This is a genomic window from Neobacillus fumarioli NBRC 102428, from assembly GCF_001591485.1.
GTDB classification, from domain to species: Bacteria; Bacillota; Bacilli; order Bacillales; family Cytobacillaceae; genus Neobacillus; species Neobacillus fumarioli.
This window is the reverse complement of sequence record NZ_BCUZ01000002.1, coordinates 32,402-48,040: the sequence shown is the minus strand read 5'-3', so window position 1 is coordinate 48,040 and position 15,639 is coordinate 32,402. Positions and strand designations below refer to the sequence as shown.

Genomic DNA, 15,639 nt, shown 5'->3' with positions numbered 1-15,639 from the left:
CAGAATTATTAGTTTATTTTGATAGTGAATATGCTGCAAATTCATTAACTTGCGGCTGATAGCCGCGTAAAAAGGCGGTTAAGCCGGTTCGGGCAATTTCTTTAATGCCGAACGGACGCAAGAGCTCAATCAAGGCATCAATTTTTTCCGGTCGGCCGGTGATTTGTACCGCTAAGCTGTCTTTGCTAACGTCAATAATGTCAGCGCGGAAGGGATCAATAATCCCATGGATTTCGGTACGGAGCTGGGAACTGCTTGCTACTTTAATTAAGGCCAGCTCCCGGACCACAATTGCTTTATCCGTAATGTCGGATACTTTTAATACATCAATTTGCTTGTTTAATTGTTTTGTTACTTGCTCCAGCCGCTGTCCATCTCCAACTTCGACCACGAGGGTCATTTTGGAAACTCCTTCGGTTTCGGTGGGGCCAACAGAAATGCTCTCAATATTAAATTGCCGCCTTTGCAAGAGACCTGTAACCCGGTTGAGCACGCCGCTGCGATCTTGAACTGTTAACGTGATGATACGTTTCATTGTGGTTTCACCCCAATCATTTCATGAAGCCCTTTGCCGGGAGCAATCATTGGAAAAACTTTTTCCTGCTGGATTACACGGCAATCAACTAGTACCGGCTCATTTAGAGCAAATATTTCAGGTAATTTGGCAATCAAGTCTTCTTGGTTGTCAATTTTGTAACCGCGGATCGAGTAGCTTTCCGCAAGTTTAACAAAATCTGGTTGGCTATGCAGGATCGATTCGGAAATTCGATTGCCATGCAACAGTTCCTGCCACTGGCGGACCATTCCGAGCGCGCCATTGTTGACGATGATAATCTTGATTGGAAGATTTCGTTCATACACAACGGACAGCTCTTGCAATGTCATTTGGAAACCGCCGTCACCGACAATGGCAACGACTGTGCTTTCCGGGGCTGCCATTTGTGCGCCAATGGCTGCCGGAAACCCGAAGCCCATTGTCCCGAGCCCGCCGGACGTAATCCAGCGATGCGGCTTGGTGAAGTTGTAGTATTGGGCGGCCCACATTTGATGCTGGCCGACATCAGTCGCTACAATGGCATCCCCGCCAGTTATTTTATGAATGGCTTCAATCAGCCATTGCGGGCACATGCCATGAGGATCATGTTGATACCATAGCGGATAATCCTGCTTATATTGTTCAAGATGTTCCAGCCATTCCTGATGTTCCAGAGCCTCAAGACCGGCTGTTTCATCGATCAATTGGATTAAGGCTTCTTTGGCATCCCCGACGATTGGAATTTGCGTTGGAACATTTTTGCCGATTTCTGCCGGGTCGATATCGATATGTGCTACTTTCGCATTCGGGGCAAAATGCTTTAGATTGCCTGTCAACCGGTCATCAAAGCGGGCGCCAAAATTGATGAGTAAATCACTTTCGTATAATGCCATGTTTGCTGCATATGTTCCGTGCATGCCGCCCATTCCCAAGGATAGAGGGCTGTCTGCCGGAAAGGTTCCGAGACCTAGCAGGGTAGTAACTACCGGAATTTGATGTTTCTCCGCAAAAGCTGTTAACTCCGCAGATGCCTTCGCATGAAGGACACCAGCTCCGGATAGAATGACAGGTTTTTTCGCTTTTGACAGTGAGTCAACCAGCTTTTTAATTTGGAACGGATTCGGTCTGATGGTCGGCTGATAGCCAGGCAAGTGAATGAGAACTTCTTCCGGTTCTTCCGTTAAAATTCCTGCTGAAATATCTTTTGGAATATCGACAAGGACCGGTCCCGGCCGGCCGGTAGAAGCAATATGAAATGCTTCCTTCACAATTCGCGGTAAGTCGGCAATCGACCGCACCTGGTAATTATGTTTGGTAATCGGAGTCGTAATGGCCATTACATCTGCTTCCTGAAAGGCATCTGTTCCGATTACGGTACTTGCCACCTGACCGGTAAATACCACGAGCGGTAAAGAATCCATCATCGCATCTGTAATTCCGGTAACCAGGTTTGTTGCTCCCGGCCCTGAAGTAGCTATTACCACTCCAGGTTTCCCTGTAATTCGGGCATATCCTTCTGCTGCATGGATCATTCCTTGCTCATGGCGGAAAAGGACATGCTGGATGCGGCCTTGTGCCCGATAAATGGCATCGTAAATTGGCAGAACGGCACCTCCGGGATACCCGAATAATGTTTCAACCCCTTCTTTGATTAGCAAATCAATAAGAAGATCTGCACCTGTTTTCGGTGCGGTACTGGTTTGGAATTCCAGCTTGGCTTCTACTTTCACGTCGTAATTCCCTCCTTGTGGAAATTTCTATTTAACCTATTTGACTCCTAAAAACAAAGTAAAAAGGCCTTTTCTCCACGAATAAACTGCAGTTAAGCATAAGCAGAGTAATCGGGGAGAAAAGGCCTATCATTTTCTCGGTACCACCCGTTTTCACAGTATCCTCACGAATACTGCCTTATGAAGCGTTTAATAAATTGTTAAACGCTTCTTTTTGTAACAGGTGCGCATGTAAGCACCCGGTTAAACCTACTTGGTAACTACCGTTCAGAATAACACTCGGGGACGATGTCAGATTAGGTTGTATTACTGGGCTCACAGCAACCCCAGCTCTCTGAAAATACAAGTATCTAATCCTTTATTCCCGTCATCGATTTCAGACTATTAGATTATCAAGTTAGTACCTTAACTTCTTTAAAGAAGGGGAGGGGTACTAGTGGTTCCCTGTTAAGTAAAAACCTTAAACTATTTTAAACTTAGATGATTGTCTAGCTTCAGCGGCCAGCGACTAGTGGACATCCCACTCCTCCCTACGATAAGTCAACATCGAATCGCTTCGCTCTTCGTGTTTCCTTTATCTCAGTCGGAGCGGGCCCCGTTCATACGTCGCTAAACGGCCGCTTCCGCTTTTCGTTATATTTTCATAACTCCGCCGGTATTGGCAGAAGTAACTAGCTTTGAATATTTGGCCAGATAGCCGGTTTTTATTTTTGGTTCAGGTTTCACAAAATTGCGGCGTCTTTCGGCTAATACTTCTTCATCGACAACTAACTCAATGGAGCGTGCTTCTAAATCGATTAAAATATCATCTCCGTTTTCAACGAGGGCGATTGGACCGCCTTCTGCTGCTTCCGGAGAAATGTGGCCCACGCAGATACCGCGAGTAGCACCGGAGAATCTGCCATCTGTAATAAGAGCGACTTCCTTATCCAGACCGCGGCCGACAATTGCCGAGGTCGGAGCGAGCATTTCGGGCATTCCGGGGCCGCCTTTTGGACCTTCATAGCGAATAACAACCACATGACCGGCTTTTACAGTGCCGTTATTAATGTTCTCCTGTGCTTCTTCCTGTGAATCAAACACAATGGCTTTGCCTAAGAAGGTTTTGATCGATGGATCTACAGCACCAACTTTGATGACTCCGCCATCAGGGGCCAGGTTTCCGAAAAGGATAGAAAGACCGCCGACAGGGCTGTATGGATTTTCTTTCGGTCGAATGACAGTTTCATCAAGAATCTTTGCATCCTTCACATTTTCAGCAAGTGTTTTCCCGGTAATTGTCAAGCATTCACGGTGCATGACACCATCGATTTTGCATAGCTCATTGATGATGGCACTGACACCGCCGGCGCGGTGTACATCCTGCATCGAATAATCAGAAGCAGGCATGATTTTCGCTAAATATGGAACTTTTTCGGCGATTTTATTGATTTCTCGTAGATCGTAATCAATTCCGGCTTCATGAGCGATAGCTAACGTATGAAGCACCGTATTGGTTGAGCCGCCCATGGCCATATCGAGTGCGAAGGCATTGTCAAATGCTTCTCTTGTCAAGATATCGCGCGGTCGGATATCATTTTTAATCAGATTCATTAAATGCTTTACAGCCTGCCGAATCAGTTCATGCCGTTCTTCTGAAGTGGCTACGATGGTTCCATTGCCAGGAACAGTCATTCCTAATACTTCCATCAAACAGTTCATAGAATTGGCAGTGAACATTCCTGAACAGGAACCGCAAGTTGGACAAGCGCTGGTTTCGATTTCCAGTAATTCCTGCTGAGTCATCTTTCCGCTGTGGTATGCCCCAACTCCCTCAAAAACAGAGGTGAGGGATAAGTTTCTTCCCGAAGAAGATTTACCAGCTTCCATCGGACCGCCTGAAACAAAAACGGCTGGTACATTGGTGCGGGCAGCTGCCATCAGCATGCCTGGTGTGATTTTGTCGCAGTTTGGAATATAAAATACACCGTCAAACCAGTGAGCGTTTATAACCGTTTCAGCACTGTCACAAATGATCTCACGGCTCGGGAGTGAATAACGCATTCCGATGTGGCCCATGGCAATCCCGTCGTCAACGCCAATCGTGTTAAACTCAAAGGGAACCCCGCCAGCTTCACGAATGGCTTCTTTTACAATTTCACCGAAAGACTGCAGGTGTTTATGTCCTGGAATAATATCAATATAGGAGTTACAAACACCGATAAATGGTTTATCCAGATCGCTTGTTTTGACCCCGGTTGCGTATAATAGGCTGCGGTGAGGAGCTCGGTCGATCCCCTTTTTAATCATATCGCTTCGCATTTCTCTATCTCCTAACTGACGTATGCTTTGTTGACTCTTTCTGGATAACAGGCGACTCCGTCCGTTGTTACAATTTTTCTGAATTCTTCTAAAAGATCTTTTGTAATTTCTCCCGGTTTTCCGTTGCTGATTTGGCGTCCATCGACATTAATCACGGCAATGACCTCGACGGCTGTCCCGGTTAAGAATACTTCATCGGCAACATAGACATCATGTCTGCCAAAGGGGAGTTCCCGTACTTCATATCCTTTGGCTCTTGCAATATCGAGAATGGCGTTTCTTGTGATCCCTTCCAATGCTCCTAAATAAACGGGAGGAGTGTAAATCACGCCATTTTTGACGATAAAAATATTATCAGCAGAACCTTCTGTTACATAACCTTGATCATTCAGCATTAATGCCTCCTGGACGCCTGCTTGGTTTGCCTCCAGTTTGACCAGGATATTATTTAAGTAATTTAATGATTTAATTTGTGGACTTAATACATCTGGGCGATTCCTTCTGCTCGCAACAGAGGCAACTTTGATCCCTTGTTCATAGAATTCTTTGGGATACATGGTTAATTCCTCGGCGATAATGATGACATTTGGCTGGGAGCAGGAAGAAGGGTCCAGTCCAAGATTTCCTTTTCCTCGGGAGACAACGACGCGAATATAAGCACTTTCTAGTTCATTTTTTCTCACGGTGTCAATGATTAATTGCGTCATTTCCTCTTTTGAATACGGAATCTGTAACATAATGGATTGTGCTGATTCGAATAGTCTTTTCAGATGGGCATCAAGTCTGAAGATGTTTCCGCTGTAAACGCGAATTCCTTCAAATACGCCGTCACCGTATAAAAAGCCATGATCAAAGACTGATACGACAGCGTCCTCTTTCTTGACGAATTCTCCGCCAAGGAATATCCATTGACTTCCCAACATGACCACTCCTTTTGTATAAACACGCCATTAGAATTAAATATTCATTTTTTAACTGAGCATTGTCTAAACTCAGCCGTTCAAGAAAATGAATAGCGGCTTTGCTGAATTAGTACTTATTGACGATTATCATACAACCATTTACAGACATGGTCAACACAAAAATCAGATAATTCAAATTAGTCAAAATATATGGTAGCGTTTACAACCTTGTCATATTAAGGTTAAGTAAGGTATAAAAAAATTAAGAAAATTTTTTGAGGTGCATAAAACAAAGCATGGATATTGGGTTTTAATTGGAAATGTGGAAACGAAGCGATGTTGTTTTGATCATTTTCTATTTATTGGAATCAGAACATGGCAGTAGTTTTCATGTGAATATTTATTCATTTCGTGCCAAATATTCATAAACTTCTCTTAGGTTTTTAAATCCTTTCGCTTCTGCTTTCTGTAAATAACAGCTCCAGACATGTGCTGTCATGATGGCGTCACCCAGGGCATGATGACGGTTTTTGATTTCAATCCCATTTTTTTCGCAAACTTCTTCAAGGGTCCATGACTTAATCGAGGGGTCGGCAATCCGGATTAAAAAGGAAGTATCAACGATTCGATGTTCGAATTTTGTTCGCAGCAAATCTCTCGTTAATTTTTGCATAAATGCCTGCTCATGCTTCGAGTGGTGTGCGACAAGCAGATCACTTTTTATATATTTAAAAAATTGTAATAAGACATTCAAAGCATTTGGAGCTCTTTGCAAGTCTTCGTTTCGGATGTTGGTTAAGGAGGAAATTTCGATGGGCAGCGGACAGTCGGATTTTAGTAAAGAGTAAAAGGTTTCTTCCTCATCTATACGATAACCCAACATTTTAATGGCACCGATCGAAATGACTTGATCTCCTTTTTCCGGATGAAATCCTGTCGTTTCGAGATCGAAAACTACTGCTTTTAATTTATTCAACGGAGTGTCAAGGCTGCTATTTTGCCGGACTTCTTTTTGCAGTGCCCTTAAAAAAGCTAGCTGCTGCGGTGAGGTTGGCCCGTTGAACCCTGCATAAATATTAGCTCCAAGTTTTCCGGAAAATTGTCTGAAGAATTGGCTGATTTCATTTATGCCCATTGGAATCTCCCTTTTCGAGTCCCTTTCTAACGGAATGAAACAAGGCAGAACCATTTTTGATGATCTCCTTGACCCTTTTAATATCCTCTTTTGATAATTTGCTGACGGGCAAATAATGGCCGGAGTGATAGTCTGTATGTCGACAATACATTAGACGGAAGTGCAGCAGCTGCAAAAACTGATTTTTATATAATTTCTTCTTTTCGGCAGACATTAATGTTTCTGGAATACTGGAGAGCCGTGATAGTGTGGAAGTCTCCAGCAGATTCTCTTTTACAGCAAGCAGTCTTGCAGCACTTACATAAGGGAAAATACCGATTTCTTTTAGATTGAGTGAACCAGCGTATGGACCGTGTGTTTCGGTTAAAAGCTGACCTAATAAATTGATGCCTTTTTTTAGATGCATTGAATTAGTTAAAAACTTAGTCATTAGTGCTGCTTTGTTTTCAGTTTGGAAGATTTGTTTTTTTAATATTTCAACATAATCGTTCTCGCCAAAAATCGTCCTTGCGTCGATAAAAATTAGTAAATAGCGGATAGATTCCCAACTGGATTCTTCTATCCATTTTGATAATTGTGCTTGCCATTCAGAAAGTGATTTACACCATAAGAGATTACTTGCCATTACACCGCCGTCACAATACTGATAACCTGCAGCATTTAATCCTTTTGAAATTTCTTTTCCCAACTGCCAAAAATAGCTTTTTACTCCATCACTTTGTTCATAGTAAATCAAGCCATGGTCCTGGTCACTCCAAACAGATTGTTCACAGCGTCCGGAGCTCCCCATGACAAAGAAGGAAAAAGGACAGGGGAGGGGGCCGGATTGATTGGTGATCATCTCAATCGCCAGGTTAATTGTACGCTTCATAATATCGTCATGAAGCAGGTTTAATGTGAAATGGTCACAAGCTGCTTCGCCGATTTTTTGTTCCCGGTAATTCCTGATTTTTAAATAACCCATGCTCGCATTTCCCCTTTCCAATAATAAGCAGAATCCCCCATAGAAACAGGGGGAGGGTTTCTCATGAACCTATGCAATTCTTTTAACAGAAGTATAAATTTATCTTTTTCCTGCGAGTCCATTTAACTGCAGCTAATAAACTGTCGTAACGGACTCGCCAGTCGGCGGTCTTTTGTTCATTCTGCTTTTACTAATTCAGGGTACCCGTAACTCCCATGTTCGCTCATATCAAGGCCGATTATTTCTTCCTCTTCTGTTACGCGAATACCATTCATAGCTGCTTTGATGATCAATAGAAGGATGTAAGAAACAATGAAGGCAAAAACCCCGCATGTCACGACTCCTATGGCTTGAATACCGAGCTGATGAAAACCGCCGCCGTAAAACAGTCCTGGTTTGCCAACGGAAGCTAATGCTTTGGTTGCAAAGAGGCCGTTGGATAAAGTGCCCCAAACTCCCGCTGTTCCATGGACAGACAGCGCGGCAATTGGATCATCGATCTTTCTGTTTTCAAAGAAACGAATACTATAAAAAACCAGAATGCCGGCGATGAAGCCAATGACAACAGCTGCCCATGGATCGACAAATCCGCAGGAAGCGGTAATGGCCACTAAACCTGCAAGGGCACCGTTTAACATCATTGGAACATCTGCCTTTCCCATCACCAACCAGGAAATGATCATTGCTGAAACTGTCCCGGCAGCCGCACCAAGATTTGTATTGAGAGCAACGAAGCCAAAGAAGGCCTTGTCGGCACTTAATGTACTTCCGGCATTAAACCCAAACCAGCCCACCCATAAAAGCAAAACACTCAAGGCAGTGAAAACTTGATTATGTCCTGCAAGATGATTGGCTGACCCATCTTTATTGTATTTGCCAATCCTTGGTTTAAGAATGATGGTTGCAGCAAATGCCGCCATGGCCCCTGTTAAATGAACGACAGTAGAACCCGCAAAATCCTGACTTCCATGCTCTGCCAGCCAGCCGCCTCCCCAAATCCAATGAGCGATTGGCGGATAAACAAATACGGAAAATAAAACCGCGAAAGCTAAATAGGCGCCCAGCTTTGCCCGTTCAGCAAAACCTCCAAATGCAATGGTTAAGGAAATGCCGGCAAAGGCAAGTTGAAATAAAAAGTAGACGGCACCAGAAAGTGATAATCCTTTTAAGTCATATCCGGAATAAAAGAAGCCGGAAAGACCAATCAGCGCATTTCCTTTGCCGAAAGCTAAAGCGAAACCGACAGCCCAAAACAGAATGGATCCGATGCTAAAGGTTAGAAGGGTTTTCCCGGCGATGTGTCCCGCATTTTTCATTCGTGTGGAGCCCGTTTCCAAAAGAATAAAGCCGCCGATCATTAAAATAACAAGGACTGCACCTAACATGACCCATATGCTATTCAATAAAAAGTCAATATTCATTGTTCTCCCCCTTATAATTATGTTAATTTTCATAACAATCAACATAGTTGTATTTTTACATGATTGCAGCAAAGAATCTATAATTGTGTAAGGAAATCTAACATTGTTTTTGAAGGATAAAAGTCAGGAGGGGGCTTATAGTGGCAAATTTATGAATCAGGTGTTAGGCAAAAGTCTTCAAGGCTTTTTTACAGCAGGCGATGACTTCTGCATCTTTCACTTGCTCTTTCCAGAATATCATGGTCTTTATCAACATTTAGGTCCTAATCAGGAACGACTTTTTTATAAAAACAGTCTAATGCTTTGGACAAAAAAGAAGCCCGACTTCCGTTCTATCGGGAAGAAGGGCCATTGCGTAAACCGAATTGGGCATTTAACTGTCCTTGAATCATTTGTCTTTTAAGCTCTTCCTGGTTTTGCAGTTTCTCTTTTCGTAGCATTTCCTTTCTAATTTCATGCGTTTGGACACCATCTTCAATTTTATTGGCTATTTCTACTAATAATTCAACATCTGAAAAGGAATACCTCCGGCTTCCGCCGGGGGTCCTTTCAGGAAAAATGAGTCTTCGTTCTTCATAATAACGAATTTGTCTTTCGGAAAGACCGGTTAATTCTCTGACAATCCCGATGGTAATAACTTTTCTATCTTTATAAGATGAATCACTTCCCATTATGTTGGTTCACCACACTCCTGTTAATATAGTTTACTTTTTTTAACGTTTTATGTTAGAGTTTCTCACACAACCACAAAAAATGGTACTATTTTGCTTGAATGTAGTCATTTTTTTGGTGAAGATGTTTGGGGAATTGACTTTTTGTATAGCTCTGCCAGCTCGCTGACTGTTAAAGAACAAAGCTCTTGCACCGTGTAAAGGTCAGTTTTTATTAATTTTTTTTGATAAAAATTTTTAAGACGTTCCAGACCTGTTCGCAAGTGATTTGTTGACATTGCAGCCTCCTTATGCGTTTGACTTAGCAATTTTGCAGTGTTCTTAAAAGTTCACTCCCTTTTGAACCCATTATTTTCATCAGTTCTTCATATAACTCATCTCTTAATTCGTCTAATCGAAGGATGGCTTCTGCCAATTTTATAGCTTCATTTTGGTGCATATTAATCTTCCTTTCTTTTATTATATGGAAAAATTTATATAAAATTTGCTTATTTGTCATGGGATTCGTTAGAAAACTTAACATTGTATTTTCAATAAATTTCTTCCTCATCACACCATAAAAACATTTACTTTTGGGAAAGTATAACTTGCCTATCAGACATAAGTGTAACTACGCCTCATGAACCGCCTATCGTGCTCGCCAGTCGACGAGGCTTATGTTCAGTTCGTCGTATGCCTACAAGGAGGATTATTCGGAGAAGCAGGCAAGCTGACCAAGACGCTTGCGCTTTTCTAAGGTTTCAAACCAAATTTCTGAAAATCTTTAAACTTATGATCTTTTGAGGGATAATAGAAATGGAAGAATCATTCTAATTATTACGTACCTTCGTCGTTTGTTGCCAAATTGAAACAGAAATGAAATCTTTTAAACAAATTCCTTTGCTAGAATCCTATCATTGAGACTTAAAATATGAATTTCATTCGAATCATATAAGGAATAATTATGTCTCTTTTCCATATGAATGACATAGTATAGCGTGTTTGGAGGGAAAAGTAATGACAATGGAAGAACAGTTGAAACAGAAGAGCTATTACAAAATGTTTATAAATGAACATGAGGAGATCCACCCTATTCGTATTTTAGGTGACGCTTTTCAGGAAGAAGCGCGAAAGGATATCCCGGAATTATCTTCGATCCGTTTTGCTCAAGGAGAAGTATATTTTCATCATAAAGATTTTGAAGCCGCTATTTTTAAATGGGAGAATATCGATGGTGAGCTGAAACCATGGGCGCGGAAAAATACGGCGGATGCCTACTTTGAGCTTGGGATGCTGTCAACGGCTGAGGATATTTATACAACGATTGAAACGGATAATTTGACATTAACCACGGAAATAGCGTTAAAGTTATTTTCGCTTTACATTGTAAAAGACAAATTTGATTCAGCTGTTTCAGTTATTAAGAAAACCATCGCTGCCAATCCTGATTATCCCAGTGTTACGGCCATTGCCCGTACCTTTTTTGAAAAGCAAAAGGATTGGAATAACGCAATTGAACTCGCTGTAAATGAAGCGATCCGAACCGAGTCACTGGAGTGGTTTGATATCCTTCAAACTTATGTGGAAAAAGGTGTGACGAAAAGTCATGCACCATCTTATTTCACACAAGCGTTTGTTCAGCTATATCAGGTAGATAAGAAAAAATTTGAACAGCTTATATCGGCTTTTTGGAACAGTTATAAACATGAAGAATCCTATTTTACTTGGATTAAAGAAATCAATCAACTGCTCTTGAACCTGGACTTAGAACGTAGCTTTGATTGGACAGAAGTTTCACGGCTGCATAAGGATACGTATTTCAGTTTCATTAACGGCAAATATTTTATTCAAATGCTTCAGGAATTTATTCCTGACCTGTTGACGAATTGGCTTCGGATTGCGGATTCAAAAAATATTGTTGTTGCATCAGCTGCAGTTCTTTCATGGAATGAACTATTTCCAGCAGCGATCAGCCAAACTATTGTTAAAGAGGCAGAAAATCTTCTTAGTGTAACGGAAACGGATATGGATGAGTTGGAGGAGTGCCTGACACTTTTTGATTCTATTATCAAATGGGCAGAGAATCATGAAATGGGTGAAAATAATCGTGTGCAATGGATCGTTGAGCAGCTCATTGATTTTGAAACCCGGCACGTACTTGTGACAGGGCTTAGCGGCAGCGGCAAATCAACATTCCTAAATACGATTCTTGGAGAATATTTGCAGGATGGTCCGACAACATCCGTCGTTTTGTTTAAAGATGCTGAAGAATTAGAAATTACAGAAATAACCGACCGAGAAATTACTAGACTTTCCGGGTTTGCTGGTTTTCAAGAACGTATGGACCGGCTCCGCCGTGCATTAGACTCCATTATTGAATTTGGAATGCCAAATTCATTCTTGAAGGAGAATCAGGTCGCATTTATTGATACACCTGGTTTAAAGGGATCCCGTAATGAGCGCTATGAGGTACTGAAAAACCTTCAAGTGGCAGATACCATCCTGTTTGTCCTTGATGCGAATGCTCCTTTTACCGAAAAAGAACAAGAAGCTATTGCTGAGATTGGTGAGCTTGCACCGGATATTCCTATTCATTTCCTAATAAACAAGATGGATACTGTTGTGAATGAGCAGGAGGTCATCCAAGAGACAAAATCACTTATTCGCGCCGCCTTGCCGGATGCCAAGATATTTGCATTTTCTTCTCGATATGATCGAAACCAGCAATTAAGCGGATTAAAGGCATTTATCGATTCGATTAAAAATACGAGAAACATCGCCGATAAAAGGCTGGCAAAACTTTTGTATTTTATCCGGATTACAATTGCCGGCATGCTGCAAAAACGGATCGATTTAGAAAATCAGCTAGCCGAGACCATCCGCTGGAACGAAGAAATGCTTGCGAAGTTAACGGGTGCTATTCATCAATTACGAGATACTGTTTCACAAAAAACAGAAGTCGTGGCTAATTCTTACCGCTCTATTAAAGAAACGATTGAAAAGGAAATTGCTACACAAGTTCCAAAGATTTTAAAAGAATGTTCCGCTTTAGTAAAAGAGGATAGTAATTTCAGTAAAATTCATATCGAGCTTAATGAGGAAATGAATAAGCGGCTTCAGGATTACTTAGAGTATCAAGTCATGCCGGTATACTGCCGCTCCTTAGGGGAATGGATAGATAGCTGTAAAGAGGAATTTGTGGAAGCTCAAGAATATTTAAACGACCGGGCTGAAGGTTTTAACAGTTTATACGGGGAAGAACGGCTTGTGCTAGAGTGTGATTTTAAGGTACTGGATGATTGGCGCCGGGATACTGACCGATTGACTAGCCGTTTCCATTTGGACTTTGTTAATATTATGCTGCGCCGAACACCATCGCAATTTTTATTAAAAAGTGCCGGTAAGCTATTTGGAGCTTTATCACAAAACAAAGCGATGCTTTATAACAAATATAAGGCCTTTGTAGAAAACGAAGATTATGCTGAGATCGCCAAGGAAGTCAGCCGCCAGTTTTTCAGGCCGTTTGCCTTGCTGGAAGATTCTTTGGAACGGGACGTTTCAATGTTTTTCAAACAGCCGATGAATATTTTAAATAATGCTGCAGAAGAAGCGCAGAAGGAAATATCGGCGAATCAGGAGATGCTAACGAAACTAAACACCAATCCGGAAATATTCCGTGATCCATTAACACTGTTTAATGTCCGCCTGCGCCAATTCGAATGGATGACCGTGGCGGGAAAAGGGATGCAGCCGGTATATTAATTTCGAGGAAGATGTCTTTAACAGGCATCTTTCTTTTTTTTTTTTTGTTATATTGAAACAACATATTGATTTTTCTAAAAAAATTATTATAATATAAACAATATTTAGAAAACTGAAAATTTGGTTTTACTAAGGGGGTTTTTGGATGAAAGTCATCGAGAGAATCAGCGGCTTTGCCGGAAAAACATTTACACTATGGGTGCTGCTTTTTGCAGTTATTGCTTACCTTAGCCCCGAGCATTTTAAATGGCTTGGAGGTTATATTGTTCCATTATTGGGGATTGTTATGTTTGGCATGGGCCTGACACTTGAGTTATCGGATTTTCAAGAGGTATTCAGAAGGCCAAAAGAAGTATCACTAGGGGTGATTGGCCATTTTATCATTATGCCTTTGATCGCTTTCTTATTGGCTGTCGGATTGCATTTGCCGAAAGATGTGGCAGTAGGGGTTATTTTAGTAGGATGTTGTCCGAGCGGAACAGCCTCGAACGTCATGGTGTTTTTGGCGAGAGGGAATGTGGCTTTGGCAGTTGCGATTGCATCTGTTTCCACTATTCTTGCACCGATTGTTACCCCGCTCTTGATCCTGCTGTTTGCAAGCAAGTGGGTGAATGTTAGTGTTTGGTCCTTATTCCTTTCGATCGTACAAGTGATCATTATTCCATTAGCGGTCGGCTTTATTATTAAAAAGTTTTTTGGTAAGCAGGCAAGGGCAAGTGCCAAAGCTTTACCTCTCGTTTCCGTTATAGCCATTGTGCTGATTGTAGCCGGTGTTGTTGCGGGGAGTGCTGAAAAAATTGCGCAAACAGGTTTGTTAATTTTTGGCGTTGTTATTTTGCATAATCTGCTGGGCTTTTTCATCGGCTTTTTCTTTGCCCGTTTATGTGGCATGGACCTCGCGAAACAGAAGGCTGTATCAATGGAAGTCGGCATGCAGAATTCCGGTTTAGGAGTAGCGATCGCCACCGCTCATTTCTCCCCGCTAGCAGCTGTGCCAAGTGCGATTTTCAGTGTATGGCATAATTTATCAGGCTCTGTTCTCGCCAATATTTACAGCCGCATGAAAGACAAAAACGAAAAGAATGAAGGTATTCATACAGCTATGTAATTCAAACTGAAAACTGCCATTTTAGTGGCTCTTTTTCCTTATTAAATTGTACAATGAGTTTTCAGTTTGATAAACTGACACTGAATAACAAAATAGCTGAAAGGAGATTAACGATGATTATTAATAAAATTGGAAAAGTTACAGTCTATGTAAAAGACCAAGAGGAAGCGAAAGACTTTTGGCTGAATAAAGTCGGCTTTGTCCTTAAAATGGAGCAACCGATGGGGCCGAATTTCTCTTGGATTGAAGTGGGACCAAGCGAAGACGAATTTACAACATTAGTTCTTTATGCGAAGGAAGCAATGGAGAAGCAAAAACCGGAGAAAGTTGCTCATCCTACCATCCTTTTCAGCACAACTGATGTCGAATCAGCCTATGAAAAATTAAAACAAAATGGCGTAGAAGTAGGAGAAATGCTAAGAATGCCGTTTGGCACCATGTTTTCATTTAAAGATCAGGATGGGAATGAATATGTATTAAGAGAGGATAAATAACGTCTTACATAGTAGGGAGATTTATTCTGCTCAAAGAGCTGGCCGGCAGCCTTTTGTTATTGATCTAAATAATCCAAAAACCGGAATGAATTTGGAAAAAATGCACATTCTAAGAGGGATCATCCTATCTAAAGGTGGAGGTCCCTTGAAAAAGTTGCAGCAATCCATCTCATTTGGACTCCTGGCTCTTCTTTTTGCAGCTGCCTGTTATGGGCTTGGATTTGGCTTAAAGGAAGAGAATACTAAAGAGGTTCGCGGTGTGGTTGCGGATAAATATCAGAAAAAAGTGGTTATGAACATATGGAGTCATCATGAGATAGAGAAGCAATATTGGGTAAAATTGAAAAATGGACGAAAGGTGCAGATTCCTGCCTATCTGTACCGGACCGTAGATAAGGGAGAAAAAGTTACCCTTACAAAAATTAAAGGCAGAAATCTTTATATCTCTGATCAAAATAATATAGAAGGCACAGGGCAGAGCTAGCCATTTTGTCTTTTGGTCTTGGTGGCACATACCTTTAGTTGTTAACAAGGACGTTTGGCGCCCGAAGAACCAGGAACAAATCGAAACTCGGTAGCCAATAAAGGTGATTGGCTACCGAAGAATTGACAAAAGGCAAGATTCGGCAGCCAATAT

The 15,639-nt window shown here is 41.7% G+C and carries 14 protein-coding genes; 4 read left to right on the top strand and 10 right to left on the bottom strand.

The window, feature by feature from the left end:
- Positions 1–13 precede the first annotated feature (13 nt).
- The 10 genes from ilvN to ykzB form a co-directional block, all read right to left on the bottom strand.
- Positions 14–535, bottom strand: a complete 522-nt coding sequence (gene ilvN / locus BFU02S_RS00735; RefSeq protein ID WP_066365239.1) for an acetolactate synthase small subunit — start codon at positions 533–535, stop codon at positions 14–16.
- On the bottom strand, positions 532–2,265 hold the full coding sequence (gene ilvB / locus BFU02S_RS00730; protein ID WP_066365236.1) for a biosynthetic-type acetolactate synthase large subunit: 1,734 nt from the start codon (positions 2,263–2,265) through the stop codon (positions 532–534). Before ilvB ends, ilvN begins: the two co-directional genes overlap by 4 nt.
- 633 nt (positions 2,266–2,898) lie before the next feature.
- Positions 2,899–4,566, bottom strand: coding sequence for a dihydroxy-acid dehydratase (gene ilvD / locus BFU02S_RS00725; RefSeq protein ID WP_066365234.1), 1,668 nt, complete (start codon positions 4,564–4,566; stop codon positions 2,899–2,901).
- An 11-nt stretch (positions 4,567–4,577) separates the two neighbouring features.
- Entirely contained in the window at positions 4,578–5,486 is a 909-nt protein-coding gene (gene ilvE / locus BFU02S_RS00720) for a branched-chain-amino-acid transaminase (RefSeq protein ID WP_066365232.1), read from the bottom strand.
- Between the two features lie 382 nt (positions 5,487–5,868).
- Positions 5,869–6,603: an exonuclease domain-containing protein gene (locus BFU02S_RS00715; RefSeq protein ID WP_066365229.1), complete on the bottom strand. Its 735-nt coding sequence runs from the start codon at positions 6,601–6,603 to the stop codon at positions 5,869–5,871.
- The gene (locus tag BFU02S_RS00710; protein WP_084360943.1) at positions 6,590–7,567 is read right to left on the bottom strand and encodes a DUF294 nucleotidyltransferase-like domain-containing protein; all 978 of its coding nucleotides are present in this window, start codon (positions 7,565–7,567) and stop codon (positions 6,590–6,592) included. Before BFU02S_RS00710 ends, BFU02S_RS00715 begins: the two co-directional genes overlap by 14 nt.
- Positions 7,568–7,743: 176 nt before the next feature.
- Positions 7,744–8,988, bottom strand: a complete 1,245-nt coding sequence (locus BFU02S_RS00705) for an ammonium transporter (protein WP_066365227.1) — start codon at positions 8,986–8,988, stop codon at positions 7,744–7,746.
- 332 nt (positions 8,989–9,320) lie between these two features.
- Positions 9,321–9,659: a MerR family transcriptional regulator gene (locus BFU02S_RS00700; protein WP_066365226.1), complete on the bottom strand. Its 339-nt coding sequence runs from the start codon at positions 9,657–9,659 to the stop codon at positions 9,321–9,323.
- Positions 9,660–9,766: 107 nt separating this feature from the next.
- Positions 9,767–9,937 (bottom strand): hypothetical protein, encoded by a 171-nt coding sequence (locus BFU02S_RS16590; RefSeq protein WP_157075829.1) that lies wholly within the window; start codon positions 9,935–9,937, stop codon positions 9,767–9,769.
- A 23-nt stretch (positions 9,938–9,960) separates the two neighbouring features.
- Entirely contained in the window at positions 9,961–10,098 is a 138-nt protein-coding gene (ykzB, locus tag BFU02S_RS16940) for a protein YkzB (protein ID WP_169797564.1), read from the bottom strand.
- Between the two features lie 557 nt (positions 10,099–10,655).
- Between ykzB and BFU02S_RS00690 the strand changes: the two genes are divergently transcribed.
- From BFU02S_RS00690 to BFU02S_RS00675, 4 genes are all read left to right on the top strand, one after another.
- On the top strand, positions 10,656–13,400 hold the full coding sequence (locus BFU02S_RS00690) for a dynamin family protein (RefSeq protein WP_066365219.1): 2,745 nt from the start codon (positions 10,656–10,658) through the stop codon (positions 13,398–13,400).
- A gap of 145 nt (positions 13,401–13,545) precedes the next feature.
- Positions 13,546–14,508: a bile acid:sodium symporter family protein gene (locus tag BFU02S_RS00685; RefSeq protein ID WP_066365217.1), complete on the top strand. Its 963-nt coding sequence runs from the start codon at positions 13,546–13,548 to the stop codon at positions 14,506–14,508.
- Between the two features lie 113 nt (positions 14,509–14,621).
- Complete coding sequence (locus BFU02S_RS00680; RefSeq protein WP_235841958.1) at positions 14,622–15,002, top strand: VOC family protein; 381 nt, start codon at positions 14,622–14,624, stop codon at positions 15,000–15,002.
- Positions 15,003–15,147: 145 nt separating this feature from the next.
- Positions 15,148–15,486 (top strand): hypothetical protein, encoded by a 339-nt coding sequence (locus tag BFU02S_RS00675; RefSeq protein WP_066365216.1) that lies wholly within the window; start codon positions 15,148–15,150, stop codon positions 15,484–15,486.
- Positions 15,487–15,639: the final 153 nt, after the last annotated feature.